Source organism: Paenarthrobacter sp. NPDC090522, assembly GCF_044769225.1.
Lineage (GTDB): Bacteria > Actinomycetota > Actinomycetes > Actinomycetales > Micrococcaceae > Arthrobacter.
The window spans coordinates 159,216-185,472 of record NZ_JBIVXL010000001.1; the positions used below are offsets into that span (position 1 = coordinate 159,216).

General features: G+C 65.1%; 24 protein-coding genes. 10 read left to right on the forward strand and 14 right to left on the reverse strand.

Going from position 1 to position 26,257, the window contains the following annotated elements:
- Positions 1-60 precede the first annotated feature (60 nt).
- Positions 61-2,160 carry an excinuclease ABC subunit UvrB gene (gene uvrB, locus ACIQT2_RS00725; protein ID WP_402942613.1) on the reverse strand — a complete coding sequence of 700 codons (2,100 nt, stop codon included), beginning with the start codon at positions 2,158-2,160 and terminating at the stop codon, positions 61-63.
- 29 nt (positions 2,161-2,189) lie between these two features.
- A complete protein-coding gene (gene coaE / locus ACIQT2_RS00730; protein WP_402942615.1) occupies positions 2,190-3,455 on the reverse strand; it encodes a dephospho-CoA kinase in 1,266 nt (421 codons plus the stop codon).
- 22 nt (positions 3,456-3,477) lie between these two features.
- Here coaE and ACIQT2_RS00735 point away from each other — a divergent pair, with 22 nt between their 5' ends.
- On the forward strand, positions 3,478-4,173 hold the full coding sequence (locus tag ACIQT2_RS00735; protein WP_402942618.1) for an IMPACT family protein: 696 nt from the start codon (positions 3,478-3,480) through the stop codon (positions 4,171-4,173).
- A gap of 83 nt (positions 4,174-4,256) precedes the next feature.
- Here the strand turns inward: ACIQT2_RS00735 and rpsA are convergent, their stop codons facing one another.
- The 4 genes from rpsA to polA all read right to left on the reverse strand — a co-directional run bounded on the left by rpsA (position 4,257) and on the right by polA (position 11,027).
- Positions 4,257-5,732: a 30S ribosomal protein S1 gene (rpsA, locus tag ACIQT2_RS00740; RefSeq protein ID WP_397321759.1), complete on the reverse strand. Its 1,476-nt coding sequence runs from the start codon at positions 5,730-5,732 to the stop codon at positions 4,257-4,259.
- A 193-nt stretch (positions 5,733-5,925) separates the two neighbouring features.
- A complete protein-coding gene (locus ACIQT2_RS00745; RefSeq protein WP_402942622.1) occupies positions 5,926-6,948 on the reverse strand; it encodes a polysaccharide deacetylase family protein in 1,023 nt (340 codons plus the stop codon).
- Positions 6,949-7,000: 52 nt separating this feature from the next.
- Positions 7,001-8,308 carry a GNAT family N-acetyltransferase gene (locus ACIQT2_RS00750; RefSeq protein WP_402942625.1) on the reverse strand — a complete coding sequence of 436 codons (1,308 nt, stop codon included), beginning with the start codon at positions 8,306-8,308 and terminating at the stop codon, positions 7,001-7,003.
- 76 nt (positions 8,309-8,384) lie between these two features.
- A complete protein-coding gene (gene polA / locus ACIQT2_RS00755; RefSeq protein ID WP_402943105.1) occupies positions 8,385-11,027 on the reverse strand; it encodes a DNA polymerase I in 2,643 nt (880 codons plus the stop codon).
- A gap of 160 nt (positions 11,028-11,187) precedes the next feature.
- Here polA and ACIQT2_RS00760 point away from each other — a divergent pair, with 160 nt between their 5' ends.
- On the forward strand, positions 11,188-11,688 hold the full coding sequence (locus ACIQT2_RS00760; RefSeq protein WP_402942628.1) for a hotdog fold thioesterase: 501 nt from the start codon (positions 11,188-11,190) through the stop codon (positions 11,686-11,688).
- Here ACIQT2_RS00760 and ACIQT2_RS00765 read toward each other — a convergent pair.
- From ACIQT2_RS00765 to ACIQT2_RS00790, 6 genes are all read right to left on the reverse strand, one after another.
- Entirely contained in the window at positions 11,685-12,236 is a 552-nt protein-coding gene (locus ACIQT2_RS00765) for a dihydrofolate reductase family protein (RefSeq protein WP_402942631.1), read from the reverse strand. The genes ACIQT2_RS00760 and ACIQT2_RS00765 overlap by 4 nt on opposite strands.
- Before the next feature lie 48 nt (positions 12,237-12,284).
- Positions 12,285-13,226, reverse strand: coding sequence for a hypothetical protein (locus ACIQT2_RS00770; RefSeq protein WP_402942634.1), 942 nt, complete (start codon positions 13,224-13,226; stop codon positions 12,285-12,287).
- Positions 13,223-14,209, reverse strand: coding sequence for a hypothetical protein (locus ACIQT2_RS00775; protein WP_402942637.1), 987 nt, complete (start codon positions 14,207-14,209; stop codon positions 13,223-13,225). The genes ACIQT2_RS00770 and ACIQT2_RS00775 overlap by 4 nt, the downstream gene beginning before the upstream one ends.
- A gap of 102 nt (positions 14,210-14,311) precedes the next feature.
- Positions 14,312-14,533, reverse strand: a complete 222-nt coding sequence (locus ACIQT2_RS00780; protein ID WP_397321752.1) for a hypothetical protein — start codon at positions 14,531-14,533, stop codon at positions 14,312-14,314.
- Complete coding sequence (locus ACIQT2_RS00785) at positions 14,530-15,717, reverse strand: anion permease (protein WP_402942640.1); 1,188 nt, start codon at positions 15,715-15,717, stop codon at positions 14,530-14,532. The genes ACIQT2_RS00780 and ACIQT2_RS00785 overlap by 4 nt, the downstream gene beginning before the upstream one ends.
- A 175-nt stretch (positions 15,718-15,892) precedes the next feature.
- Positions 15,893-16,396 (reverse strand): HAD domain-containing protein, encoded by a 504-nt coding sequence (locus ACIQT2_RS00790; RefSeq protein ID WP_402942643.1) that lies wholly within the window; start codon positions 16,394-16,396, stop codon positions 15,893-15,895.
- Positions 16,397-16,512: 116 nt separating this feature from the next.
- Between ACIQT2_RS00790 and kynA the strand changes: the two genes are divergently transcribed.
- The 3 genes from kynA to ACIQT2_RS00805 are packed head-to-tail and all read left to right on the forward strand — an operon-like array spanning position 16,513 to position 19,518.
- On the forward strand, positions 16,513-17,397 hold the full coding sequence (gene kynA / locus ACIQT2_RS00795) for a tryptophan 2,3-dioxygenase (RefSeq protein ID WP_402942646.1): 885 nt from the start codon (positions 16,513-16,515) through the stop codon (positions 17,395-17,397).
- A 34-nt stretch (positions 17,398-17,431) separates the two neighbouring features.
- On the forward strand, positions 17,432-18,670 hold the full coding sequence (gene kynU / locus ACIQT2_RS00800) for a kynureninase (RefSeq protein WP_402942649.1): 1,239 nt from the start codon (positions 17,432-17,434) through the stop codon (positions 18,668-18,670).
- Positions 18,667-19,518 carry a PaaX family transcriptional regulator C-terminal domain-containing protein gene (locus ACIQT2_RS00805; protein WP_402942652.1) on the forward strand — a complete coding sequence of 284 codons (852 nt, stop codon included), beginning with the start codon at positions 18,667-18,669 and terminating at the stop codon, positions 19,516-19,518. The genes kynU and ACIQT2_RS00805 overlap by 4 nt, the downstream gene beginning before the upstream one ends.
- Positions 19,519-19,539: 21 nt before the next feature.
- Here the strand turns inward: ACIQT2_RS00805 and ACIQT2_RS00810 are convergent, their stop codons facing one another.
- Positions 19,540-20,271, reverse strand: a complete 732-nt coding sequence (locus tag ACIQT2_RS00810) for a GntR family transcriptional regulator (RefSeq protein ID WP_402942655.1) — start codon at positions 20,269-20,271, stop codon at positions 19,540-19,542.
- A gap of 151 nt (positions 20,272-20,422) precedes the next feature.
- Between ACIQT2_RS00810 and ACIQT2_RS00815 the strand changes: the two genes are divergently transcribed.
- The 5 genes from ACIQT2_RS00815 (at position 20,423) to ACIQT2_RS00835 (ending at position 25,071) form a co-directional block, all read left to right on the forward strand.
- Positions 20,423-21,328, forward strand: a complete 906-nt coding sequence (locus tag ACIQT2_RS00815) for an N-acetylglucosamine kinase (protein WP_402942657.1) — start codon at positions 20,423-20,425, stop codon at positions 21,326-21,328.
- Positions 21,329-21,497: 169 nt separating this feature from the next.
- Positions 21,498-22,610, forward strand: a complete 1,113-nt coding sequence (locus tag ACIQT2_RS00820; protein ID WP_402942660.1) for an outer membrane lipoprotein carrier protein LolA — start codon at positions 21,498-21,500, stop codon at positions 22,608-22,610.
- A gap of 4 nt (positions 22,611-22,614) precedes the next feature.
- Positions 22,615-23,583: an ABC transporter ATP-binding protein gene (locus tag ACIQT2_RS00825; RefSeq protein WP_402943108.1), complete on the forward strand. Its 969-nt coding sequence runs from the start codon at positions 22,615-22,617 to the stop codon at positions 23,581-23,583.
- The gene (locus ACIQT2_RS00830) at positions 23,567-24,430 is read left to right on the forward strand and encodes an ABC transporter permease (RefSeq protein WP_402942663.1); all 864 of its coding nucleotides are present in this window, start codon (positions 23,567-23,569) and stop codon (positions 24,428-24,430) included. Before ACIQT2_RS00825 ends, ACIQT2_RS00830 begins: the two co-directional genes overlap by 17 nt.
- A 20-nt stretch (positions 24,431-24,450) precedes the next feature.
- A complete protein-coding gene (locus ACIQT2_RS00835; RefSeq protein WP_397321741.1) occupies positions 24,451-25,071 on the forward strand; it encodes an L-threonylcarbamoyladenylate synthase in 621 nt (206 codons plus the stop codon).
- Between the two features lie 13 nt (positions 25,072-25,084).
- On the opposite strand, the gene ACIQT2_RS00840 is transcribed toward ACIQT2_RS00835, so the two are convergent.
- Positions 25,085-26,257, reverse strand: coding sequence for a serine hydrolase domain-containing protein (locus tag ACIQT2_RS00840; RefSeq protein ID WP_402942666.1), 1,173 nt, complete (start codon positions 26,255-26,257; stop codon positions 25,085-25,087).

Consider the following 26,257-nt stretch of genomic DNA (forward strand, 5'->3'; position numbering starts at 1 on the left):
GCCTTGCGTGTTGACGGACGTAGCGCTTGGAATACTCCCCTACGTGGACCTAACTTTACCTTAGGCGTGCCCTGCGGATTGCATCTGGCGTAATTCGCGCTTCAACTCCTTGACTTCGTCACGGATCCTTGCCGCGACCTCGAACTGCAGCTCGGCGGCGGCGCCGTGCATTTGCTCCGTCAGCTGCTCGATGAGGCCAACCAGGTCTTCGGCCGGTGCGGCAGCGAGGCCATCCTGCCGGACGGTGGCTGCTCCCTTGGCGGTGGATTTGCTGCGTTTCGCACCCTTGGCCAGCCGGTTGTTGTTGAGCAGCTCCTGCGTATCGGCGTCTTCCTTGGCGAGCTGGTCCGTGATGTCGGCGATCCGCTTGCGCAGTGGCTGGGGATCGATGCCGTTCTCCTGGTTGTACTTCACCTGGATAGCGCGGCGCCGGTTGGTTTCATCGATGGCGTGCGCCATGGAATCGGTGATCTTGTCCGCGTACATGTGGACCTGGCCGGAGACGTTTCGGGCCGCACGGCCGATGGTCTGGATCAGGGACGTGGAGGAACGCAGGAAGCCTTCCTTGTCCGCGTCCAGGATGCTGACCAGTGACACTTCAGGCAGGTCGAGGCCTTCACGGAGCAGGTTGATACCCACCAGGACATCGAAGACGCCCATCCGAAGCTCCCGGAGCAACTCCACTCGGCGGAGGGTGTCAACGTCCGAGTGCAAGTACTCCACCTTGACGCCGTGGCCCACCAAGTAGTCTGTGAGGTCCTCGGCCATTCGTTTGGTCAGGGTGGTCACCAGGACACGTTCGTCCTTGGCGGTCCGGGTCCGGATCTCTTCGAGCAGGTCGTCGATCTGGCCCTTGGTGGGCTTGACCACCACTTCCGGGTCGATGAGTCCGGTGGGCCGGATGATCTGCTGGACGTAGCCGTCTGCCTTGCCGAGCTCGTACTTGCCGGGCGTTGCCGAGAGGTAAACGGTCTGGCCGATGCGCTCCAGGAACTCGTCCCACTTCAGTGGCCGGTTGTCCATGGCCGAGGGCAGGCGGAAGCCGAAGTCCACGAGGTTTCGCTTGCGGGACATGTCGCCCTCATACATGGCGCCGATCTGCGGGATGGTGACGTGGGATTCGTCCACCACCAGGAGGAAGTCGTCCGGGAAGTAGTCCAGCAGGCAGTGCGGAGCCGTCCCGGCGGCGCGGCCGTCAATGTGGGCGGAGTAGTTCTCGATGCCGTTGCAGAATCCCATCTGCTGCATCATTTCGAGGTCGTACGTGGTGCGCATCCGGAGGCGCTGGGCTTCCACCAGTTTGTTCTGGCTTTCCAGGACCTTGAGCCGGTCGGCCAATTCATCTTCGATCCGTTTGATGGCCCGTGCCATCCGCTCGGGTCCGGCGACATAGTGCGAGGCCGGGAAGACGTACATCTCTTGCTCATCGCGGATGACTTCGCCGGTCAGTGGATGAAGGGTCTGGATGTTTTCGATCTCATCGCCGAAGAACTCGATCCGGATGGCGAGTTCCTCATACATGGGGATGATTTCGACGGTATCGCCGCGAACCCGGAAGGTACCCCTGTGGAAGTCCATGTCGTTGCGGGTGTACTGCATGGAAACAAACTTGCGGAGCAGGTGGTCGCGGTTGAGTTCGGCGCCCTTGCGGAGGGTCACCATGCCGGCGATGTACTCTTCGGGGGTGCCCAGGCCGTAAATGCAGGACACGGTGGCCACGACGATGACATCCCGCCTGGTCAGCAGTGAGTTGGTGGCCGAGTGGCGGAGCCGCTCCACTTCCTCATTGATGGAGGAATCCTTCTCAATGAAGGTGTCCGTCTGCGCTACATAGGCTTCGGGCTGGTAGTAGTCGTAGTAGGAGACGAAGTACTCCACCGCGTTGTTGGGGAGCAGTTCCCGGAACTCGTTGGCGAGCTGTGCTGCCAGCGTCTTGTTCTGGACCAGAACCAGGGTTGGCCGCTGGACCTGCTCGATGAGCCAGGCAGTCGTGGCGCTCTTACCGGTGCCGGTGGCGCCGAGGAGGACAACGTCCTTCTCGCCGTTGGTGATTCTCTCGGTCAGTTCGGCGATGGCAGTGGGCTGGTCGCCGGCAGGCTTGTATTCGCTGACGACTTCAAAGGGCGCAACGACGCGGTTGATTTCCTGGGCAAGGCTCATGGAAACAATCTACCCCCGCCCACGGACAGCTACTGTCCGGATTGGGACCCTTCCGCCAAGGGAGAACCCGGCAGCGGGGGTTCAGCGGTGAACGACGGCGGCATCCACCCTGAGTCCGTGGCCCACCCCTCCATACGGGGCCAGGCAACGTCGGTGAACCACGGCTCTTTGGCGTCGGCATACCCGGCGGTGTCCTCGTCTTCGGCGTACCGCGCAGCCAGGTCCCGTTTGTGCGACTCATAGCTCTTCCGGGCGTCGGCGTCGGCCCGCAACCAATCGCGGAACATCAGGGCGTACCGCCATCCCGGTGAGCCGGCCACGCGGACGTGCAGGTTGACCGCCCTGCCGGGGTCGGCGTTGGCATGGAATCTCTTGAGCCAGCCCGCGGGATCCGGCTGGGACGGCTTCGGGGTATCCCCGGTGACGTGTTGCACCACCGGGAAGCCCGCGGCAGCCAGCAGCGGCGCAAGCCGGTCGGCCACATCAAGGTCCGGAACGCCCAACTGGAGGTCCAGGACGTCTTTGGCAGCCAGGCCGGGGACGGCCGTGGATCCAACATGATCCAAGGAGAGAATGCCGGTGGGAACTGCCGCCTCGATGCGGGCCAGGAGGCGCGCAGCCTCCAGAGGCCACTCCGGCAGGGATTCCGACAGTACCGGGCCGGACACACGTGGAGCGCGGTGGTTCCACTGGAGGTTCTCCGCAAACGGCACAAGCCTGTCAGACCAGAGGGAGTCAACGGCGTCGATGATGTCCGAACGGCTGCCGGAGTTGTCCAGGACAACGTCTGCCGCGGCCAGGCGTTCCTCCCTGCCGGCTTGGGCTGCCATCCGGGAGCGGGCATCGTCCGGAGACATTCCACGGAGCTCAACCATGCGCTGGAACCGCACGTCGTCAGGGGCATCCACCACGATGACCAGATGGAAGGCACTCCCCTGCCCTGTCTCGACGAGCAGCGGAATGTCCTGTACCACGATCTCACCGGGCTCAGCCGCGGCAAGCGTTGCAGCAGCCGACGCACGGACCAAGGGATGGATGATGCTGTTGAGCATCTGCCGCCTGGACGGGTCCTGGAAGACAATGGCACCCAGCGCCGGACGGTCCAGCCTGCCGTCCGCAGCGAGAATACCCTCTCCGAAAGCCGCCACCACCTGGGACAGGCCGGCTGTACCGGGCTCCACTACCTGCCGGGCCAGGAGGTCCGCGTCAACGAGGGTGGCCCCCAACTCCTGGAGTCGAGCGGCCACCAACGATTTTCCCGAGGCAATGCCGCCCGTCAGCCCAATCTTCAGCACCCCTCCACACTAGACTGAAGCGGTGCAAAATGAGGACGAAAGCCGCGCGACCAGCTACACGACCCTCGCCACGGGACCCGATTTCCGCCATGAACTCGAGATCCGACGGTCCCGTTTCATCACCGTCCTCCGCCGCTCAGCGGACGAGGAATCAGCACGCGAACTTGTTGCCTCGCTACGCCGGGAGTTCCACGATGCCGGGCACCACTGCTCAGCCTTCGTGATCGGCCCCGACCGCATGATCCAGCGCTCCTCCGACGACGGAGAGCCGTCCGGCACCGCCGGGATACCCATGCTTGAGGCGTTGATCAAGCGTGAGACGGAACCCGGGGTGACTGACCTCAGCGACATCAGTGCCGTCGTCGTTCGCTACTTCGGCGGGATCCTGCTGGGTGCCGGCGGCCTGGTGCGGGCCTACTCCGAATCGGTTTCCACAGCCCTGGAACGGGCGCCACTGGTGCACAGGAAGCGCTTGCGGCTCTGTGACCTCGGCGTCCCCCATGCCGATGCGGGCCGCTTGGAAAACGACCTCCGCAGCAGCGGCTTCGTGATGGCGGAAACAGAGTACCAGGCACACCAGGCCGTCCTGAGGCTGGCCCTCCCCGACGATGTCCCGGCCATCGAGGAGGCACAGTCGAGGGTGGCTGCGCTGACGGCCGGGAGTTCCACCCTGGAGCCCCGGGGAACCGAATGGATCGACGTTCCCCGCCAGGCTTAGGCTGCAGGCAACGCAAAAGACCCCCACCGGAAGGGTGGGGGTCTTTTGTTGGCTATTCAGCACAGCCCCGAAGGGCGGCGGAATTAGTTGCCGGTGAGCTTCTCGCGCAGGGCGGCGAGGGCCTCGTCGGAAGCCAGGGTGCCCGCGTTGGACTCAGCAGCAGCCGGCTCCGAGGAGTAGCTGGTAGCGCCGGAGTCGCCTTCGCCGGACGTTGCAGCAGCAGCGTCGTCGGCAGCGTGCTGTGCAACCTGCTTCTTGTGGGATTCCCAACGTGCCTGGGCGTCAGCGTACTGCTGCTCCCAAGCGGCACGCTGTGCCTCGTAGCCCTCGAGCCATTCGTTCGACTCGGGGTCGAAGCCCTCGGGGTACTTGTAGTTGCCCTCTTCGTCGTACTCGGCGGCCATGCCGTACAGAGCAGGATCGAATTCGGTGCTGTCTGCGTCAACGCCCTCGTTGGCCTGCTTGAGGGAGAGGGAGATACGGCGACGCTCGAGGTCGATGTCGATGACCTTGACGAACAGTTCGTCGCCAACGGAGACAACCTGCTCGGCGAGCTCCACGTGGCGGACAGCCAGCTCGGAGATGTGCACGAGGCCTTCGATGCCGTCTTCGACGCGAACGAACGCACCGAACGGAACCAGCTTGGTGACCTTACCCGGAACAACCTGGCCGAGGGCGTGGGTGCGGGCGAAGGTCTGCCACGGGTCTTCCTGCGTAGCCTTGAGCGACAGGGAGACACGCTCGCGGTCCAGATCCACTTCGAGGACCTCGACGGTGACTTCCTGGCCAACCTCGACAACCTCGGACGGGTGGTCGATGTGCTTCCAGGACAGCTCGGAAACGTGGACGAGGCCGTCTACGCCGCCAAGGTCCACGAAGGCACCGAAGTTGACGATGGAGGAAACAACGCCGGGGCGGACCTGGCCCTTTTCCAGCTTGTTGAGGAACGTGGAGCGAACCTCGGACTGGGTCTGCTCGAGCCATGCACGGCGGGACAGAACAACGTTGTTGCGGTTCTTGTCCAGCTCGATGATCTTGGCTTCGATCTGCTGACCGATGTACGGAGCGAGGTCGCGGACGCGACGCATTTCGACGAGGGAGGCGGGCAGGAAGCCGCGCAGTCCGATGTCCAGGATGAGGCCACCCTTGACAACCTCGATGACGGTACCGGTAACGACGCCGTCTTCTTCCTTGACCTTCTCGATGTCGCCCCAGGCACGCTCGTACTGAGCACGCTTCTTGGAGAGGATCAGACGGCCTTCTTTGTCTTCCTTGGTGAGAACCAGGGCTTCGACCTGATCGCCAACGGCGACAACTTCGCCGGGGTCAACGTCATGCTTGATGGAAAGCTCGCGGGAAGGGATGACACCTTCGGTCTTGTAACCGATGTCGAGCAGGACTTCGTCGCGGTCAACCTTGACGACAGTACCTTCGACGAGATCGCCGTCGTTGAAGTACTTGATGGTGGCGTCGACAGCTGCGAGGAAGTCCTCAGCGGTACCGATGTCGTTGATCGCGACTACGGGGGTACCGGGCTTCTCGGTGGAGGTGATGGTCATGTAGTAGGGGCTCCGTTGTGGATAGTATGTCGGTCAGGCGAACCGCTGCCGCCCGGGTCCGGACGGCAGAACACGGCGAAGGGCCGGGTCATCCTGATTTGTGGATTATTACAAAATGGATGCGCGCACGTAGTACACGCCCGTTTATTGTAGTCGATTCTGCAAAGCAGGGTCAAAAGGACTCCATGCAGCCTCAGGCCGGGAGGACCTGTCCCAACTGGGCAAAGGTGGTTCCGCCGTCCAGGAGCCGGGGCAACACCCTGGCGTAGCCTTCGGCGGTACCGGAATCCGGCCGGTTGAAGTGCGAGATCACGACGTCGCCCGCTGTCGCTTTGCCCACCTCGGCGGCCACGGTTGGCGCCGGGAAGGTCGCTCCGCCGTCGCCATTGATGCTGAAGTTGACCGGCAGCATGCCGAGCCTGCGCGTCATGGCCGCCGCGACGTCGTCGTAATAGGCCGTACCGGGACGAAAGAAGCGGGGCCAGGTGCCGGTCAGCGAGTGCAGCACGGCTTGGTTCCCGGTCAACTCGTCATAGGCGTCCGCCACACTGGCCGTGCCCGTGATGCCGTAGGCCGCCCGTCCGCTGACGGACAGCGGCAGGTGCCGCGTTCCGTGGTTGGCAAGCTCGAACAACGGATCGGCGGCGAGGTTGGCAGCCAGCGACGGGTTCGCGGCCAGCCAGCGGCTGTTGACGAACAACGTGGCCGGCACCTTGAGGCTGCGGAGGGTCGCCAGCAACTTGTGGTCGCAGCCGGCCCCGCCGGGACCGCCACAGGCATCGAACGTCAGGGCCACGTGGCGGCCAGGTGATTTGTCCACCACGCCTGTCACGTGCAGTCCCCACTCCTTGGGGCGCAAGGCACTGAATTCGGCCAGGATATGCTCCCTGCCGGGCGGCGCAGGCACGGCGTTCGACGCCGGTGCTCCCCTTCCGGCGTCCACGCCGCCGGCCGCTTCACCGCTGCCGGCGTCGATGCCTCCAGCTTGCGGACCGTGGTTCCGGACCGCCAAGGCCGCTGCTTCTTCCTCCTTGGACAGTTCGGCAATGGACGGCGGCGGAGTGGCCGGACCGGCACTGCCGGGGGCGGGCGCCGCAGATGGCGCGTCGCTCCCGCCGTCGGTGGAACATGCGGCCAGGGCGGCGGACGCGAGGCCCGCCATTCCAAGCAGCACTGATCGCCGGCCGGCCAGCGGCCGCCGCTTGGAATCCCCCATGGATGTCCCTCTTCTTGTTGCGTGCTATGCAGTTGTTGAGCTGTGGATGGAACTAGAAATGCGTGAGGCAGTGCGCCGGCCGTTCAACGGCAAACAACTGCTGGGCCGCAAAAGCTGCCCCGGGTGCGTGGACCTGGATCCGGCCGGCAGCGGCGAGGGTCACGGGCGACACGGAGCCGAGGTAGATCGACGCCAGGTCAGAGACGTCGAGGCTGAGGTCCGGGTCCGTGCCGGCAACGTCCCGCACTGTGGCGGAACCGGAGTCGGACGCGATTTCCCACGTGCCGCCAGCCAAGCCGAGGGTATCCGAAACCTGCAGGACCAGTTTGCTTGTGACGGGATAGTGCCGGGCGGCCAGGGCTGCGGGCACATCGAGGATCCTGAGCCACAGCATGTCCCGGACATCGGAGGAATCGATGCAGCGTGGATCCTCCAGCGCCCAGGCCAGGGGATCATCCACCGGGGCCTCATTCCAGGTGACCACATCGATCAGGTCAATGCTCCCCAGGAAGCGCCACAGGTCGAGGTACGCGGCATCGTTTCCGGCCACGAGGTCAACAACCTCCATGGTGAAGGGCTTGGCGTCCCACCCTTTGAAACGGTAGGAGACGTAGCCGTCAACGGTTCCTTTGGCGTCGTAGTGCAGTGCGCTGCGTACGGCAAGGTCCGGTTGCCCATCATGGCCGATCGAACCCGATGCCAGGAGCCGGTAATACTCCTGGCGTCCAATGGACCCCGGGGTGGCGCGCTGGACGCGCTCGAAAATCTGCGGTGCGATGTCCAGCAGGACTGCCGGATCTGCCACTTCCACGGTTCCCGTCATTGGCCCGCGGACACGGAACCGGGGACCGGTATCCACCTTGATGCTCCGCTCGAAGGTGGCCACGCCAAACCCGAAGCGTCCATAGATGGTGCCCTCGGAGGCCGTCAGCGCGGCCATGGCCAGGCCGTCATCCTTGGCCCCCTCGAGGTCGGCGGTGATCATGCCGCGCAGGATGCCTTGGCGCCGGTGGGTGCCGCGGACGGTGACTGCGGTGACAAGGTTGGACTCGAGTTGCCGGCCGAAGCCGATGTTGAGGGGCTTGCGCATGGTGCCATACGTGGCCACCGGAACGTCGGCACCCACGGAGTGTTGGGGTACGTCGCCTTCGACGTACACGCCGGTCAGCTCGCGCTGGTCGACGGCGTAGCTGGCGAGCGTCTTGGCGACGAACTCCTCGTTCCGACGGTGCTGGTGGAAGCCGTGGGAGACTGCGTGGACCCATGCCGCGCTGCGGGCGTAACCAGGGTTGTCCTGGCCGGCGGCGGGGAATCGGTGGACGGTGTACTTTGCTTGGTTCGTTTCATTGGGATCAGCCACGATCCCGAGCCTAGCCAGCAGCAGGAAGGCGCGCCACCATCGCGGCGGCGCGCCCTCCTGCGGACGTTCGGAAGTCCTAGTGTCCGGCCTCGTGCCAGCTCGAACCGACGCCAATCTGGACGTCGAGGGGAACGGACAACTCCGCGGCGGCACCCATCTGCTCCGCCACGAGCTTCTCCACGGCCTCGCGTTCGCCGGGGGCCACTTCCAGGACGAGTTCGTCGTGTACCTGCAGCAGGAGTCGGGACTTCAGGCCCTGACCTGCCAATTCGGCCGCCACGCCGAGCATGGCCCGCTTGATGATGTCCGCAGCCGAACCCTGGATGGGCGAGTTCAACGCGATGCGCTCGGCAGCTTCGCGTGCCTGGCGGTTGGTGCTGGTCAGGTCCGGCAGGTAGCGGCGGCGACCTTCGATGGTGGCCGTGTAGCCGTCAACACGGGCCTGGTCCACAACGCCGCGGAGGTAGTCGCGCACGCCGCCGAAGCGGTCGAAATAGTCCTTCATGAGCGTACGGGCTTCATCCACCGAGATTTCCAGCTGCTTGGACAAGCCGAAGGACGTCAAACCATAAGCCAGGCCATAGGACATCGCCTTCACCTTGGAGCGCATGGCACTGGTGACGTCCTCGGGGGCCACATTGAAGATCCTGGAGCCCACAAAACGGTGCAGGTCCTCGCCGTCCCGGTACGCCTGGATCAGTGCCTCGTCCCCGGAAAGGTGGGCCATGATGCGCATTTCGATCTGCGAGTAGTCCGCAGACAAGAGGCATTCGTAGCCTTCGCTCACCACGAAAATGCCACGGACCCGGCGGCCTTCCTCGCTTCGGACGGGGATGTTCTGGAGGTTGGGGTTGTTGGAGGAAATACGTCCGGTCGCGGCGATGTTCTGGGCGTACGTGGTGTGGATCCGCTCGTCCTCCGCAACGGACTTCTTGAGTGTCTCCACCATCTGGGCCAGCTTGGACGATTCGCGGTGGGCCATGAGCTGGACCAGGAACTCGTGGCCGGTCTTCTCCAGCAGGGCCTTCAACGAGGCTGCGTCCGTGGTGTAGCCGGACTTGATCTTCTTGGTCTTGGGCAGGCCGAGTTCCTCGAACAGGACAGTCTGCAGCTGCTTCGGGGATCCGAGGTTGACCTCGTGGCCGATCGCGGCGAACGCCTGCTCCTGGGCATTCTCGATCACCTTGGTCAGGTCGGCGAGCTGCTCGTTCATCCGGTCCATGGAGACGTAGATGCCGGTCAGTTCCATGTGCGCCAGGACACGGGCCACGGGGAGTTCCAACGTGGTCAGCAGGGCATCTGCCTTTCGCTCGGCAAGCTCCTTCTCGAAGTGCTTGCTAAGGGCGTGCACGACGGCGGCCTGCTGGACCAGCGCGTCGGCGGCGGCCTGGTCGCTGTCCCCGGCAAGGTCCAGTTCCAGCTGGCCCGAGGGAGCCGCAGCCGCACCAATGGTGATCTTGAGATGCACTTGGGCGAGTTCGGCGAGATCATAGCTGCGCCGGTCAGGTTGGATGAGGTAACCGGAGATGGAGGTGTCATCCACCACGCCTTCCAGGCCCAGGCCACGGTTGTGCAGGGCCTTGAGGGCGGACTTGAACTCGTGGAGGATCTTGGCTTCCTCGGGGTCCTTGAGCCAAGTGGCCAGGACGGCTTCCGCGGCAGCATCCAGCCCGCTGAGTTCGATGAACGCGGCTCCGTTGTTCCGGACCACGGCAATGGCTGAAGCGTCTTCGCCGATGCGCCCGGGAACGAACTGCACGGAAACCGCAGAGCGCATGCCTGTGCCGGCGGCGAAGAATGCTTCCAGGCCGGCAGCATCGGACAACACGGCGTGCTCCGGGGCGTCGATGGTGTCCGGGGCTGCGCCGGCGGTGTCATCGCCGTAGAGGTCGAACAGCCGGGTGCGGAGGGTGCGGAACTCAAGTTCTTCGAAGAGGTCCTCCACCGCCTGGCGGTCCGGACGGGGTTCGTGGAGGTCGGCCAGCGAGACCGGGAGTTCCAGGTCCGTCAGCAGTTGGTTGAGGCGCCGGTTGCGCTTGACGTTCTCGACGTTTTCCTTGAGCGCCCCGCCGACCTTGCCACCAATGGAGTCCAGGTTCTCGAGGATGCCTTCAAGTCCGCCATAAAGGTTGATCCATTTGGCGGCCGTCTTGGGACCGACGCCCGGAACGCCCGGCAGGTTGTCCGCTGTCTCGCCGACCAGCGCTGCAAGGTCCGAATAGAAAGCGGGCTTGACGAAGTACTTCTCCTCGATGGCTGCCGCGTCAAGCTTGGGAATGTTGCTGACGCCCTGCTTGGGGTAGAGGACAAACACGTTGTCATTGATGAGCTGGAAGGAATCCCGGTCTCCCGAGACCAGCAGGACCTCGAACCCCTCGGCGTCGCCCTGGGATGCCAAGGTGGCCAGGATGTCGTCCGCTTCATAGCCGGGCAACGCGATGGTCTTGATGCCCCACGCTTCCATCACCCGCGCAATCAGGCCGATCTGTCCCGCGAACTCGGCCGGCGTGGCATTCCTGCCACCCTTGTATTCGCTGTACTCGGCCTTGCGGAAGGTGGTGTCGTCCGAGACGTCGAAGGCCACGGCAACGTGGGTGGGCTTCTGGTCCTTGATCAAGTTGATCAGCATGGACGTGAAGCCGTGCACGGCGTTGGTGAACTGGCCACGGGCGGTGGAGAAATTCTCCGCGGGAAGCGCGTAGAAGGCGCGGAACGCCATGGAGTGGCCGTCCAGGACCAGCAGCCGGGGCCGCTCCTCCCCTGTGATGGAAGGTGTTGCTGCGGAAGAGGGTGCTGGTGCCGTTGCGACGGCAGCAGCCTGGGCCGTTGGAACCTGGTCCGGTTTGGTTGTTTCACTCACAGGTGCCAGCCTAGTTGGCATGATGGACAATTTCACGCCGAACCGGTTTGTCGACGAACTGAACCAGGCAGGCATCCCCGAGGAATTCCATGGTTGGCTTTCCGCCCACGGCGTGGGCGCCCTGGTAGTCAAAATGGGTATCCGCTTCACAGAGCTCAGCGCCGAGCGCACCGTTGCCACGATGCCCGTGGAGGGAAACACGCAAGTGGCCGGCATCCTGCACGGCGGGGCGCATGTAGTCCTCGCGGAAACCCTTGGGTCCTTTGCCGCGTCCCTGCACGCAGGGCAGGACCGCCATGCCGTGGGTATCGAAGTGGGCGCCACGCACCACCGGTCCATTGCCGCCGGCACCGTGACGGGCACGTGCACCGCCATCCATCTCGGCGGGACCCTGGCTACCCACGAAATAGTCATCACCGACGAGAAGGGCCGCCGGCTGTCCACCGCCCGGATCACCAACATGATCCGGGACAACCGTCCGCAACGAACCGACGGTCCCGGCGGCGCCCTGGCGGACTAAGCCCCCTTCCGGGGCAAGCGGTAATGGAGCTCGGCCGCCGCGCCACCGAGGATGCGCGACGAGACCAACTCAAGCGGCGCCGTCGGGCCCTTCAATGGCAAAAGCCGCTTCCCCGCGCCAAGTACCACGGGAATGATGGTGACGATCATCTCGTGGAGCAGTCCCGCATTGGCGAACTGTGCCACGAGGTCGCCGCCACCGACAAGCCAAACGTTCTTGTCCCCGGCATCGGCCACCAGGTCCGGAGCGAATTCGCGGACGTCGCCCCGGACAAACGTCACGTTGGCGCCCGATGGCGCAAGGTATTCGTGGTGCGTGAACACCCAGCAGGGATGGTCCGGGTAGGGCCATTCCCCGGCCTCATGCTCCATGAGCCAGCGGTACGTTTCGCCGCCCATCGCAATCGCTCCCACTCCTGCGAAGAAAGACTCGTAGCTTCCGCTGACGCCTTCCACCTGGTCGAACTGGAGCAGCCATCCGAGATCGTCCTCGGGTGAGGCGATGAAGCCGTCAATGGTGGACGCGACGTAGTACTGGAAGAGTGGCATGGCCCCAGACTAGCCAATCCGCCGGCCTGGAGCAGCAGGTGGAGCGCTTTAGTTGGATCCGGCGTTTCCGTACTCCACCCGGACGCTGCCGTCATCGCGCAGCACCACCACGCGGCCTTGAGCCAGCGTCCAGCCGTCGTTGAGCAGGAAGATCCGCCCGCCGCTCACTACCAGCAGCCGCAGCCCCGAGTACCGGTACAGCGGAGCAGCATCGGTCCCCGCCGATTCCTCGCGCACATTGGGAGCGGTGACGGCAAGCCGTTCCTTGCTGTACACCACAGCCGTTGGGAGGAGGCTGGACCGTTGCTGGTAGTCGACGGCGGCACCGCGGCCCAACGCCTGTGCATAGTCCGACGTCCCCCAAAACAGCAGCAACGTCACCAGCACGAAAACCAGCGACCGCTCCAGTGCCTTCGGCGTCAACCTGAGGTTCCTGGCTGGCGGTGCCGAACGGCGCCTGACGCTGAGGCCCCAGGCGCCCACCACCAGCCCGGCAGCGATCAGGAAGGGAACGTAGAGCAGCGTGCGGTCTGGCTGGGCAACCACCACCACCCACATCACCGCGGCATACGCGAATCCGAGGACCACCACCACCATGGCTGTCCGATGGAGCAGAACCCTGTGCCGGGCTGCGCCCAAAAGCCGGGAGACCGCGCGGTCCAGCATCAGCCACAGCAACCCCAGCACCACGAGCCATGCGAGGGGTTGGAACAGCGACTGGATGCTCCGCAGGATGAAATCCTGGACCGTGTAGCCAAACAGGCTCACGTCCAGGCCCATGGCCTTGGCCTGCGCGTCGGTGCGCGCCCAGCCAAAGTAGACCAGGAGGGCCGTGGCTACCGTCAGGGGTGGGCCGATCACGGACAGCACGTCCAAAGTGCGCTGCCAGCGGGTATTGACCAGATTGAGGTCCGCTGTTTCGGTGGTGGCTGTTGGCCCTGGTTGCGGATCCGCTTCCCGGGCGGCGTCCGGCACTGCGCCTGCGCTCATGGCGTTGCCGTCGGTGACGGCGTCGCGGAAGGGCTGCCGGGTGAGGGACTGGAACTGACCGCCGAGGGGCCCGGGCTTGCCGTGGGATCCGGCTGGGCGTTGGCCGCGTCCTCATAGAAGAAGGTCACCGTGCCGGTGATGTCCACCGTGTCAGTGATGGAGACCTTGACGGTATCGCTGCCGGGTGCTGCCGGCGGCATCTGGATGTACATCGTCTGGTAGTCGCCGTCGTATTTGACCACCGGGTCCTGCTGCGCCGGACTGCCGTCGAACCGGACCTCGCCCACGCGCACGTAGTACCCGTCCAGGCGGACGATGGTGCCGCCTGCGCGCGGCCCCGCTGCGCGTTGCAGCCCCGGCACCGGCACCAAATTTTGGTCAACCACCGTGAGGCCACTGAGGTGGCGTGGACAAGCTTGGCCGGGAGCCGCCGTCGGCTGCAGGGTGAGCGAGGGACTGACCCGGTGTTGGGCAAGCACCGCAGCCGATGTGGCTGCCACAGTCGACTCGAGGCACTGGGTTTGCGGGATGCGCGGCGTCGCGGCTACCGCAGTGGACGCTTTCGCCCAGTCCTGCTGGCTGCCGGTCTGGAGCGCCTTGCAGACAGCAGCCGCGGCCTGCCACACGGCCGCCTCCTGGTCGCCGTCGACGTTGAGGGCGAGGGCATCGCACTGCAACTGCTGTAAGAGGAGGTAGCGCTGGCCGGATGTGGGGTCGTTGGGGCCAACGGGTCCCACCGGGACCCAGCGGACCACGGGCGCTTCAGCTTGGGGGGCTGCCGGGCCGGCGGGTCCCACGGGCTGTTGGGCGGTAGGTCCGACGGCGGTGGGCTGGGCGGCGGCGGAAGCGGTGGTTGCCGAAGGCGCCGGGTTGGGAGACGGACTGTCAGGATTGCCGGCGGGCGGCAGGCACGCAGTGAGTCCCAGCATCAGGACCGGGACCAAGGCCAGTCCGATGACGTGGCTTAGGGATTGGCTCTTCATGACAGCCCCACATCTGCCGGATCACCATCATGCAGTGATGTAAGTTCACTGCTGATTATTCTCCCGAATGGACTTTACTGCCAGAGCGGCCGCGGTCCCCCGCTACTTTCCGAAGTAGGGCACGATCAGGTAAATCCCGAACAGTACGGCCAGGCCGCAGACGCCGAAGCAGACATAGGCGAGGGACCTGACCAGGGCGGGCGATTTTTGCTGGGCGTCACCGGCAATGGCTGTCAAGCGCACACCCAGGGAATACAACACCACGAGGGTCACGGCCGCCACGAGCGTGACACCGGCTACTTCAAGCAGTTCCAACCATTTCATCGCTGAGCACCCTTGGCTTTCTTCTTCTTCCGGAAGCGGACAGCGTGGCCTGCCTCTTCGACTTCCACGGCGTTGTGGTGGCCCACGTGGGATTTCCGGGAGGCGACAAACATGAACAGGATCGCGGCCGTCCCTGCGACCGCCGCGATGACCACACCTACCACACCGATGTTGACCAGCAGGGCGGTGAGCGCGCCGACAATGGCGGCGGCCGGAAGGGTGAAGAGCCAACCCAGGGCAATCTTCCCGGCAGTGCCCCACCGAACCGAGGTGCCCTTGCGGCCGAGTCCTGAACCAATGACGGATCCGGAAGCAACCTGCGTGGTGGAGAGGGCGAAGCCAAGGTGCGAGGAGGCGAGGATCGCCGACGCCGTACTCGTCTCAGCCGAGAAGCCCTGGGCGGGCTTGACCTCGGTAAGGCCGGAACCCATGGTGCGGATGATGCGCCAGCCACCTGCATAGGTTCCGATGGCGATTGCGAAGGCACAGGCTGCGATCACCCAGAACTGCGGCCCGGAGCCGGGCGCCTGCGTACCGGCTGCGATCAGGACCAAGGTAATGATGCCCATGGTCTTCTGGGCGTCGTTGGTTCCATGCGCCAAGGCGACGAGGCTGGAGGTGAAGATCTGGCCCGTCCTGAAACCACCGCGCTTTTGGGTGAGCTTGTCTCCCGTCTCGGGATCGTGGCGCGAGGTCAGTGCATAGGCGAGGCGGGTACAGATATAGGCCACTCCACCGGCAATCAACGGAGCGAAAACGGCCGGAAGGATGACTTTGAGGAGCACGGTCTCGAAGTTGATCGAATGCAGGCCTATGCCCACCACGGCAGCTCCTATGAGGCCACCGAAGAGTGCGTGGGAGGAACTGGACGGGAGGCCCTTAAGCCACGTGACCATGTTCCACAGGACAGCGCCCATAAGCCCGGCGAAGATGATGTCCGGGGTGATGTGGATGCCATCGGACCCTTCCCGGATGAGGCCGCCGGAAATGGTCTTGGCTACCTCCGTTGAGAGGAAGGCGCCCACCAGGTTGAGGACGGCCGCCAAGGCTACCGCGGTCTTGGGCTTGATGGCCCCCGTGGCGATAGGCGTGGCCATCGCATTGGCTGTGTCGTGAAACCCGTTGGTGAAGTCAAAGAAAAGGGCCAACGCTATTACCAGCGCGACCATGAAGGTGATTTCCACCTGTTGCCCAATCTGCAGAGTCGACGTTCAGCAGTTTCACTTCCCCGTACCTGCCAAGCACAGCATAGTTCAGCAACTGTTCACAGGCTGGACATGCAGAAATATCGTGGCGGGCTTGAAACCTTAAGAATCCTACGTGCCAGCCCCCGAGGGGACAAACGAATCCCGGGCATGCTCAGCCGAGAAAATCCCTGACCGCCGCCAGGTCGCGCCGGGAAAGCCCTCGCCGGGGATCCGGTGAGATACACAGCACACGGTCCTGCTGGTAGTCGGCCCAGGACTGCGCTTCCGCCTCCTGCCCGAGCTGGTCATCGAGCCAAATGAAGCGGTCGGCCCCGGCAGTGGCGAGATCCTTCTGGAGGGCCGTCAATTTCCACCATTCGGGACCCGCGTCCCATCCCTCACTGGACAGAACGGGCCACTCCCGGCCATTGAGGCCGATCGCCGGGCACAGGAACTCCGGAGCGAGCCGCTCCCACGTGGTGAGCCACACAAAGCGCGCTGCCGGGTGTTGGGCGATGAGGTTGAGTTCGGCAACCAGCTCAGGCGCGTAGGCGACGTCGAGAATGCCGGCATCGGCGATGTGCCACTCGCCGCCCCAGTCCGTGACGCCCAACGGACTGAACGGATTCACCACGCCGTCGACATCCAGATAGATGGACACCGGCAAAATGGACATCGGCATCGTTCTCCCTTCCCCAAAGGTTCACGTTCAGCGTACGGCACGCTTTCCGGACGGAAAAACCGCCAAAATCACTTCCTTGACGTGCGTCATGTGAATGATATTCTTGCTTCATGGAAAAGCCTGCGGCAAAATTGCCGAACGCCCACTCGCACCGAAGCGTCCGCCCTATCGAGGAGTCGGTGCGGACGGATTTCCGGCATGCGATGTCTTATGGCGGTTATCTGGACCTGGACCGGTTGTTGAGTTCCCAGCATCCGTTGAGCCAGCCGGAGCATCATGATGAGTTGTTGTTCATCATCCAGCACCAGACCAGTGAGTTGTGGCTCAAGCTGGTGCTCCACGAATTGCTGGAAGCCCGCAGCCTCTTTGATCAGGACCAGCTTGGCAAGGCTTTGAAGTGCATCGCCCGGGTGAAGGCCATCCAGCGGACCATGACCGAGCAATGGTCCGTGCTCGGCACGCTCACGCCCCGTGAATACGCGCAGTTCCGGGGTTTCCTTGGCAGTTCCTCCGGCTTCCAGTCCTACCAGTACCGCGGGGTGGAGTTCCTGCTGGGCAACAAGAACCGGGGCATGCTCCGGGTCTTCGAAAGCGACCCCGAAGCACACGCCCTCCTGGGCAGGCTCTTGGACGAGCACACGCTCTACGACGCCTTCCTTCGCGTCCTGGCCCGCGCCGGCTACGAGATTCCCGCGGACATCCTGGACCGGGACACCAGCGAACCCTGGTCCTACCGCTCGGATCTTGTCCCCATCTTCCAGAAGATCTACGAATCCGATGACACCCCGTGGGGCCTGTACGAGGCCTGCGAGGACCTGGTGGACGTCGAAGACAACTTCCAGGCCTGGCGCTTCCGCCACCTCCGCACGGTCCAGCGCACCATCGGCTTCAAAGTAGGAACCGGTGGGTCCTCCGGCGTCGATTTCCTCAAGCGCGCCCTGGACCTGACCTTCTTCCCCGAGCTCTACGCCGTCCGCACCGAGATCGGCAACTGAAATCCTTCCCCCACCCCGCCCGCAGGAGCAACCATTGAGCACCACACAGCAAACACAGCGGCCAACGTCCGCGGAACTGGACGCCGCCGATCCCCTCGCCACCCAGCGTGAGGCCTTCTACACCCCCGACGCCGGCCAGCTCACCTCGTACTTGGACGGGAACTCCCTGGGGCGGCCGCTCAAAGCCACTGCCGCCTCCCTGCAGTCCTTCGTCCACGAAGCGTGGGGCGGCCGACTGATCCGCGGCTGGGACGAACAGTGGATGGACGAACCCACCCGCGTCGGGGACCGGATCGGCGAAGTCACCCTCGGCGCCGCCCCCGGCCAAGTGACCGTGGGCGATTCGACATCGGTGATGCTCTACAAACTGATCCGCGCCGCCGTAGATGCGCAGCCCGGCCGGAACGAGATCATCATCGACCGGGACAACTTCCCCACCGACCGTTTCATCATCGAAGGCATCGCCGCCGAACGCGGCGCCACCATCACATGGATCGCACCCAACCCGGCCAGCGGCGTCCGCGCCGCTGACCTCGACGGACTCCTGGGTAAGCGGACCGCCGTCGTGGTCCTCAGCCATGTCGCCTACCGCTCAGGGTTCCTGGCCGACGCCAAAGCCATCACGGCGAAAGTGCAGCAGGCCGGTGCGCTCATGCTCTGGGACCTCTGCCACTCCGTTGGCTCCGTACCCTTGGAACTGGACGCCTGGAACGTGGACCTCGCTGTCGGCTGCACCTACAAGTACCTCAACGGCGGTCCCGGCTCCCCCGCCTTCGCCTACGTCAACACCGCCCGCCAAGACCTCCTCCAACAGCCCATCTGGGGGTGGATGGGCGCGGCCAACCCCTTCGGCATGACCGACGCCTACGAACCAGCCAAGGGCATCCGCCGCTTCATCACCGGAACCCCACCCGTCCTGGCCATGCAACCACTCAAGGACATGGTGGAACTCATCGCCTCCGTCGGCATGGACGCCGTCCGGGAGAAATCCATCAAACTCACCAACTACGCCATCGAACTCGCCGAAGAACTCCTGGTCCCCCTCGGCGCCGAGATCGTCAGCCCACGTAACCCGACCGAACGGGGATCGCACATTACGGTGGACCACCCCCTCTTCGCCGACGTCACCGCCCGGCTGTGGGAACGCGGGGTCATCCCCGACTTCCGTCCCCCACACGGCCTCCGCATCGGCCTGTCCCCCCTCAGCACCAGCTACGCCGAACTCGAACTCGGCGTCCAGGCCATCCGCGACGCCCTCACCGAACTCCAGTGAGCGCCGTCCTCGACGACATGGACTCCCGACCAGGGAGTACGACGTCATTGCTGCGCACCGTGATCGGGCTCTACCTGCGTGAGGCCGGCGGATGGATGTCCACCAAGGACCTCGTGCTCCTGATGGACGCCCTGGGGACGTCCGGGACCGTCACCCGGACCGCTCTGGGGCGGCTGCGGAAGAAGGAAGTGGTCCGCCTGGAAACGCGCGACGGCAATCCCGGCTTCACCTTGACGGGGGGCGCAGCAACCATGCTGGCCCGTGGCGACCGCCGGATCTTCACACCCCGCTCCATGGAGCCCGGCGATCCATGGTGCCTCGTCTCCTTTTCGATCCCGGAAACCGAACGGGAAAAACGCCACCAGTTGCGCCGCAGACTCCATTGGATCGGCTGTGGAACCGTCGCCGCGGGCCTGTGGATCTGTCCCGACTCGTTGCGGGACGAGGTGGAGGAAATCCTGGCCGACCTTGGCTTGCGGAACATGGCCACGCTGTTCGTCACCGGCTCCCCGATGGTGGGCGGGAGCCTGCCGGATGCCGCCGCCAAGTGGTGGGACCTGGACGCGATCGCCGGCCTGCACCGGGATTTCCTCCACCACCACCGCCCTGCAGGCACAGGAGCCATGGGTCAGGACCTTGAAGGCGGCGCCGCCGCGTTTGCCACCTACGTCCGGAGCATCGACCGGTGGCGGATCATTCCGTACCTCGACCCGGGACTGCCCGCCGACTTGCTGCCAACGGACTGGCCCGGAGCCGAGGCGGCAGCACTCTTCGGCCGGATGGTGGAAACACTCTCAGCTCCCAGTGCGGCGTTCGTCCGGAACACGCTGGGCGCCACGGTCTCCTGACGTCACGGCCGACGGCGTGCATCAACTGCCGGATTTCACCCGCGACACAAACCGGAAGCGGTCCCCCCTGAAGGCACTTCGCGTCCACTCCACCGGACGGCCAGCGGCGTCCCGGCCCAGACGGTGGACCACCAGCAGGGGCGCACCCATTTCAATGCCGAGCAATTGCACGTCGCCGGGCCCGGCGAGGGCAGTCTCCACGGTGTCCTCGACGTCGGAAATCCGGATGCCATACACATCGGCCAGGGCTGCGTAGAGCGAACTCGCTTTGGACAGGTTGCCCTTGAACCGGGGCAGCTTCCCGGGAAGGCAGGCAACTTCGTGGGCCAGCGGCTCACCATCGATAAGCCTGATGCGTTCCAGGCGTGTCACGGGGTCTCCGTGGTCCAGCCCCAGGTGGGCCGCCACGTCGGCGTCGGCTCTCACTACCGCCAGCGCCAGGAGCTTCGAGTCGGGGCGGAGCCCTTGGCTGCGGGCATCGTCCGAAAACGACGTCAATTGGCGGACATGCGTCATTTTCGGAGGCGCCACGAACGTTCCATGCCCCTGGACACGGCCAAGCTTGCCTTCGGCCACCAGTTCGCTGATGGCCTGCCGGACGGTGGTGCGCGAGGTCTTATAGGTCTCGGCGAGTGCGCGTTCGGTGGGGATGAGGGTGCCTGGCTGGAGTCCCGAGATGAGTGCAAGGACCTCGGTCTTGAGCACGTAGTACTTCGGAGCACCGGGCACGACATCTGTCGCCATATTGGACATCCTACGTGTAGACACAAATATTGGTCTATGCCAATCTAGTCCGAGTTGGCCTGAAGCGGAAGGATCATCCCATGAAGTTCGCCACGCACCGCCCTCATTCCCTCGAAGTCCCGGGTTCCCTCGATGCCCCCGTGTTCCAGGCGGCACGCGCATGAGCCCCGCCGTCCTAGGCCTGCACATCGGCGGATCCCGGACTCACGCCCTGCGTGCCGAATTGAACCATGCCGGCAACGGCGATGGCGTCGACCTTCCGGAAATCACCGAGTCAAGCGCCAACCTCTCGTCCGTTGGACACCAGGGGGTGGACGCCGTCCTGCGCCGGATCGCGGGTGCCACGGGCAGCGACGTCCGGGCCGTGTGCGCGGGAGCGGCCGGCGCCGATACCCCCGCCAGCCGCGCGGTGCTTTCGGGGCTCCTGGCCGAGCACTTTCCGGGAGCCAGGATCGACGTGGTCCATGACACCCGCATCATCCTCGCCGCCGCTGGCCTCGACGCCGGTGTGGTGCTGGTTGCCGGAACGGGCTCGGTGGCCTGGGGACGGAGCCGCGAAGGCCGGGAGGCCCGCAGCGGCGGCTTCGGCTACTTGCTGGGCGACGAGGGCGGCGGCTACTCCGTGGTCCGGGACGCCGTCAGGGAGGCTCTCCGCGAGCACTACGCGGGGCTGGAACCAGGAACTTTGGTGCAGGCACTCCTGGCAGCCACAGCCAGCGGTGATGCCTTGCAGTTGATGGACTTCTTCTACGCGAAACCCGAGCCCGACCACTGGGCAAGCCTCGCTCCGCTCGTCCTGGAACTGGCAGTGGACGGCGATCCGGCTGCCCTGCGCATCCAGGCGGAGGCAGCACACTCGCTCGCCACCATGGCGCGCCAGGTGCTCGGCGAACTCGGCCTCGACCTGCCCTTGGTGATGGCCGGAGGTTTGCTGGTCAACCAACAACAGCTTGCCGGCGCCGTGGCCCGGAAAGTGGCCCTCGAGGATCCCACAGCCGTGCGCATCCTTTCCGAGTCTCCGGTACGCGGTGCCGTGCGGCTTGCAAGCGAACTCCTTCGGGCCTGAACCACTGGGGTCTGCCCTCCCAACAACCGACAGGAACCATGACCACGGCCGCCAGCAGGTTGCAGCCCTGGCGAAGACCATCCGTTTCCAGCTACCGACCCACCCGTGATGCGGGCAGTCAACCGGAGTAGTCTGGAAACATGCCTCACACGGACGGTGGTCGGTAGCAATGGCACGGATTAAGCAACGATGGCTGCCCGCCCTCTTGGTGCCGCTTGTGCTGATTGCCGGGATTCTGGTGGGTTCCATCCAGGCGGGCGCGGCTCCCTCCCTGCCGCCCAAGACGGCCCAGGACCTGATGGCCATGATCGCCAACAGCGCGGTGCGGTCGTTATCCGGGACGGTGTCGCAGGAAGCAAACCTTGGTTTACCGGATCTTTCCGGCACCAGTGGCGGACCCGGCGCCGGCTCACCCCTGGAGTTCCTGACAGGTACGCACACGGCCCGCGTCTATCTCGATGCGCCCGGCAAGGCGCGCCTACAGATCCTGGACCAGTTGGCCGAACGCGACGTTGTGGTCAACGCAACCGATGCCTGGTACTACAACTCGACCGACAACAGCGTGGTGCATACGGCCTTGCCGCCACGGCCCGGCACGGGAAGCACGCCTTCGGAGATTCCCAGGCCCCAGGCCGCTACCCCTGAGGCCCTCGCCACCCGCTTCCTGGCGGCCATTGACTCCACCACGGAGGTAACTGTGGGCCAATCGGCAACTGTTGCCGGTCGAAGCGCCTACAGCCTGACGCTGACTCCCCGCAGCGACGGAACCCTGGTGGAATCGGCGTCCCTCAGCGTCGATGCTGAAACAGGCCTCCCGCTTGGCGTCACCGTGCGAGCCAAAGGACAGGCGGAACCCGCCTATTCCATCGCTTATACGGACCTGAACCTGGCCACCCCGGATGCGTCGCTGTTCACCTTCACACCACCGCCTGGGGCGAGCGTGACAGAGAAGGCATTCCCCGCCAAGCCCGCTCTCCCGGTACCTGCCGTTCCAGCACCCGAAAAAACGGTTCCAGCCCCCGGCACAACTCCAGCGAACCCGTCCTCCCATGCCCGTCCGGCGGTGACCGGCAAGGGTTGGGACGCCATAGCAACCTTGCCGGCGGGTTCCGCACCCCCTGGGCTCACAAGCAACCCCCAGCTCACCCAACTGCTCCAACCGGTTTCCGGTGGACGGGCGTTGACCACCTCGCTGGCCAGCGTGCTGATTCTCGACGACGGCCGCGTGCTTGCGGGCATGGTTCCCTTGGACCGACTTGAGTCAGCCGCTGCCGCCGGTTGAGGGGCTGCGTGCCACGGAATCGCCCGGCGCGGCCGGCACTGACCTCGCCCTGGAGACGCGGGGATTAGCCAAACGCTTCGGCCACCGCGCTGCCGTGGACGGCATTGACCTGGCCGTACCCCGCGGTTCCGTGTTCGGTTTCCTGGGCCCGAACGGATCCGGCAAGACCACCACCATCCGCATGCTCCTGGGCCTGGTTTCGGCTGACGCGGGCACCATCAAGGTCCTGGGGCGGGATATGCCCCGGAGCCTTTCAGAGGTGTTGCCGGATGTTGGCGCGTTGGTGGAAGGACCGGGCTTCTATCCATTCCTGACCGGCGCAGGAAACCTGCTGAGGCTTGATGCCGCGGACAGGCACGCTCCGCCCGCAACACGACGGCAGCGCGTGGATGATGCCCTGGAACGGGTGGGCCTGGGGCACGCCGCGGGAAAGAAGGTGCGGGCTTACTCGCTGGGCATGAAGCAACGCCTTGGACTGGCCAACGCCATGCTCCGGCCTCGAAAGCTCCTGGTCCTGGACGAACCCACCAACGGCCTGGATCCCCAAGGCACCCGCGAAGTCCGCAACCTGGTACGTTCCCTGGCAGCAGGTGGCACCACGGTTTTCGTGTCCAGCCACCTGTTGGCCGAGGTGGAACACATGTGCACCCATGTGGGCATCATGAGCGCCGGCCGGCTCGTGGCCCAGGGTACCTTGGACGAACTGCGCTCCACGGGGCAATCTGCCGTCCTGGTGACAACGCCCGACGTCGGACATGCCACCCGGGTCCTGGCCCGGCTGGGGCTGGTTCCCGGCCCGGCACCAACGCCCGGCACCGTGCTGGGCGGCGGCCTCGACGGCATGGCACCCGAGGCGATCGTCGCTGCCTTGGTTGGCGACGGGGTCCGCGTGCGTGGCTTCTCCGTGGAGAACGCCAGCTTGGAGGAACGGTACGTGTCACTCACGGGAGAGGGGTTTGACGTTGTCGGCTGACGCTGTATCCGGGCCAACTGTCCGCCCAGGCGTGGGCTGGCGCCTCCTGGGCTCCGAACTGGCTGTCCTTTTCCGCAGGCTCCGGACGTGGGCGATGCTGTTGGCGCTTGCCGGCGTGCCCATCCTGATTGCCGTGGCAGTCAAGCTCTCCTCGCGGCAAGTGCCGCCCGGCCGTGGCCCCTTGTTCCTTGACCGGGTGAGCCAAAACGGCCTGTTCGTGGCAGTGACGGCCTTGGTGGTCTGCGTCCCGTTGTTCCTCCCGCTGACCGTTGGCGTGGTAGCCGGAGACACCATTGCGGGCGAAGCCAACCTTGGCACCCTGAGGTACCTTCTGCTGGCACCGGCCGGCCGGATACGGCTCCTCCTGGTCAAGTACGCCGGGGCCGTCGCTTTCTGTATCGCCGCCACGGCAACCGTCGCCGCTGCCGGTGCGCTGGCCGGCGTCGTGCTTTTTCCGATCGGCCCTGTGACGCTGTTGTCCGGCGACACCATCAGCGTGGGCGAATCCGTGGTGAGGTCGTTGCTGATCGCCGCTTACATCGCCGTCTCGCTGCTGGGCCTGTCCGCGATCGGACTGCTGATCTCCACGTTCACGGACGTGCCGGTAGGTGCCATGGCTGCCACGATCGTCCTGGCTGTCGTCTCGCAGGTATTGGACAACCTCCCCCAGCTCGAGTGGCTCCATCCGTGGTTGTTCAGCCACCATTGGCTCGGGTTTGCCGACCTGCTGCGGCAGCCCATGGCGTGGGGATCCTTTGCTGACAACGCGCTCCTCCAAGCCGGCTATGTGGCAGTGTGCGGTGCCCTGGCGTACGCGAAGTTCTCCGCCAAGGACGTCCTTTCCTAGCTTTGGCGTAGGCTCGTCCCATGGCCAGATTCTTTGACGTGCACCCCGTAGATCCCCAACCCCGGGCCATCGGCCAAGTGGTGAACATGCTGCAGGACGGCGGGCTGATCGCCTACCCCACCGATTCCTGCTACGCGTTGGGTGCACAGATCGGGAACCGCGAAGCCCTGGACCGGATCAGGGCGATCCGTCACCTGGACGACAAGCACCATTTCACGTTGGTCTGCAAGGATTTTGCCCAGCTGGGCCAGTTCGTGATGCTGGACAACGACGTCTTCCGCGCCATCAAGGCCGTGACCCCCGGCAGCTACACGTTCATCCTTCCCGCTACCCGGGAAGTGCCCAAGCGCTTGCTCCACCCGAAGAAGAAGACTGTTGGCGTGCGTATTCCGGACCATAAGGTGGTCCAGGCGATCCTCGCCGAGCTGGGCGAGCCGCTCCTGTCCAGCACGCTCCTGCTGCCTGACGAGGAAGAACCGTTGACCCAGGGCTGGGAGATCAAGGAGCGCCTGGACAATGAGGTGGATGCCGTCATCGACTCAGGAGACACCGGCTCCGAACCCACCACGGTGATTGACTTCTCCAGCGGCGTGGCCGAGGTGGTCCGCCGCGGCACCGGGGATCCTTCCCGCTTCGAATAGGACGACGCCGCCACTAGCCAAAGCGGAAACGGCAGCTTGAGTTGAGGACTACCTGCGCGAGGTGGGTCAGTTCAAGGACGATGGCCGAGGGCTGGCCGGTGACCGGCTCCGGCGGAGTGGCGACAGCGATGGTGAGTTGGCGGTTTCCGTCCGCACTGCTCATGGTGATGGTTCCGAAGCCGGGAAGGTCGCCGGCATGGCCGTAGTAGTTTCCATTGGTGCACCTGTCATCCCATTGGTCCAGTCCCAGCCCATAGTCGGCCGACACCATGCCCTTCATCAGGAGCAGGCTGGACGGCGCCAGCAGGCGTCCGCCAAGGAGGGCCGCTTGGAAGGTATTCACATCCGCCGCTGAGGACACCAGCCGCGGCGGCGACTGGCCTGCCGTTGGTGGGGTCTCTGTGATGTCCACGGTCCCGCCATCGGTGGAGGCATACCCGTGGACGAGGTTGGGAATGGCCCCGGCGTCGTCCAGCAGAGCCATGGATCGCAGCCCCAGGGGACCCCACACCTCGCGGCGGAGCACGTCGATGAGGGCAGCTCCCCTGAGCCGCTCCACCACACGAATGAGCACCGTGTCCGCCCATCGGCTCGAATCGCGGCCCGACGAGTCGGCCAACAGGTGGCGGAGGGAAAGGTCTCCCACGGGACCGCCGCCGCCCCCGGCCACCCCACCGGTCAAGTCCGGCAGGTAGGCGCTGACGGGGAGGTCGAGGGCGGCTTTGCCTTCCTCCACCAACTTAAGGACGGACACGGCAAGCATGCTCCGGAGCACCCCGCCCACCACGATCGGATCGCTCGCATCCACCGGCAGTCCACTTTCGAGGCTGCGGACCCCTGCCGCAGACGTCCAGCTTTGCTGGCCGGAGCGTGCTTCCATCAGCACCGCCGGAGCCCCCTGGCTGATCAGTTCCCTGCTGAACACTTCCAGTGAGGCTTGGAGTTCCAGGAACACCATGGAGTTGGTGGCATCCGCGGACGCCGACGGTATTGGGGAAGTGGGAACCGGCGGTGTGGTCCGGGCGAAAGGAGGGGCCGACGTCGTGCCCGTCACCGGCGCCGGTGACGGCGCTGTTGACGGCGGCGGGAGCGGCCCCGGTGGATCAGTGCACGAAGACGCCAGGCAGGCGGCGAGCAACAGGCCGCAGCAGAATCCGGCGGCCCCGGGTGCAGACGCCCGCTTCAT

What these genes read in the sequence shown, in the direction of transcription:
- ACIQT2_RS00840 (WP_402942666.1), bottom strand. Translation starts at nt 26,257, where the DNA reads ATGAAGCGGGCGTCTGCACCCGGGGCCGCCGGATTCTGCTGCGGCCTG.
- polA (WP_402943105.1), bottom strand. Translation starts at nt 11,027, where the DNA reads ATGGCGTTCCGCGCCTTCTACGCGCTTCCCGCGGAGAATTTCTCCACC.
- ACIQT2_RS00775 (WP_402942637.1), bottom strand. Translation starts at nt 14,209, where the DNA reads ATGAAGAGCCAATCCCTAAGCCACGTCATCGGACTGGCCTTGGTCCCG.
- ACIQT2_RS00790 (WP_402942643.1), bottom strand. Translation starts at nt 16,396, where the DNA reads ATGTCCATTTTGCCGGTGTCCATCTATCTGGATGTCGACGGCGTGGTG.
- ACIQT2_RS00780 (WP_397321752.1), bottom strand. Translation starts at nt 14,533, where the DNA reads ATGAAATGGTTGGAACTGCTTGAAGTAGCCGGTGTCACGCTCGTGGCG.
- ACIQT2_RS00810 (WP_402942655.1), bottom strand. Translation starts at nt 20,271, where the DNA reads ATGTCCAATATGGCGACAGATGTCGTGCCCGGTGCTCCGAAGTACTAC.
- kynA (WP_402942646.1), top strand. Translation starts at nt 16,513, where the DNA reads ATGGAAAAGCCTGCGGCAAAATTGCCGAACGCCCACTCGCACCGAAGC.
- ACIQT2_RS00765 (WP_402942631.1), bottom strand. Translation starts at nt 12,236, where the DNA reads ATGCCACTCTTCCAGTACTACGTCGCGTCCACCATTGACGGCTTCATC.
- uvrB (WP_402942613.1), bottom strand. Translation starts at nt 2,160, where the DNA reads ATGAGCCTTGCCCAGGAAATCAACCGCGTCGTTGCGCCCTTTGAAGTC.
- ACIQT2_RS00815 (WP_402942657.1), top strand. Translation starts at nt 20,423, where the DNA reads ATGAGCCCCGCCGTCCTAGGCCTGCACATCGGCGGATCCCGGACTCAC.
- ACIQT2_RS00745 (WP_402942622.1), bottom strand. Translation starts at nt 6,948, where the DNA reads ATGGGGGATTCCAAGCGGCGGCCGCTGGCCGGCCGGCGATCAGTGCTG.
- ACIQT2_RS00820 (WP_402942660.1), top strand. Translation starts at nt 21,498, where the DNA reads ATGGCACGGATTAAGCAACGATGGCTGCCCGCCCTCTTGGTGCCGCTT.
- ACIQT2_RS00835 (WP_397321741.1), top strand. Translation starts at nt 24,451, where the DNA reads ATGGCCAGATTCTTTGACGTGCACCCCGTAGATCCCCAACCCCGGGCC.
- rpsA (WP_397321759.1), bottom strand. Translation starts at nt 5,732, where the DNA reads ATGACCATCACCTCCACCGAGAAGCCCGGTACCCCCGTAGTCGCGATC.
- ACIQT2_RS00770 (WP_402942634.1), bottom strand. Translation starts at nt 13,226, where the DNA reads ATGAGCGCAGGCGCAGTGCCGGACGCCGCCCGGGAAGCGGATCCGCAA.
- ACIQT2_RS00760 (WP_402942628.1), top strand. Translation starts at nt 11,188, where the DNA reads ATGATGGACAATTTCACGCCGAACCGGTTTGTCGACGAACTGAACCAG.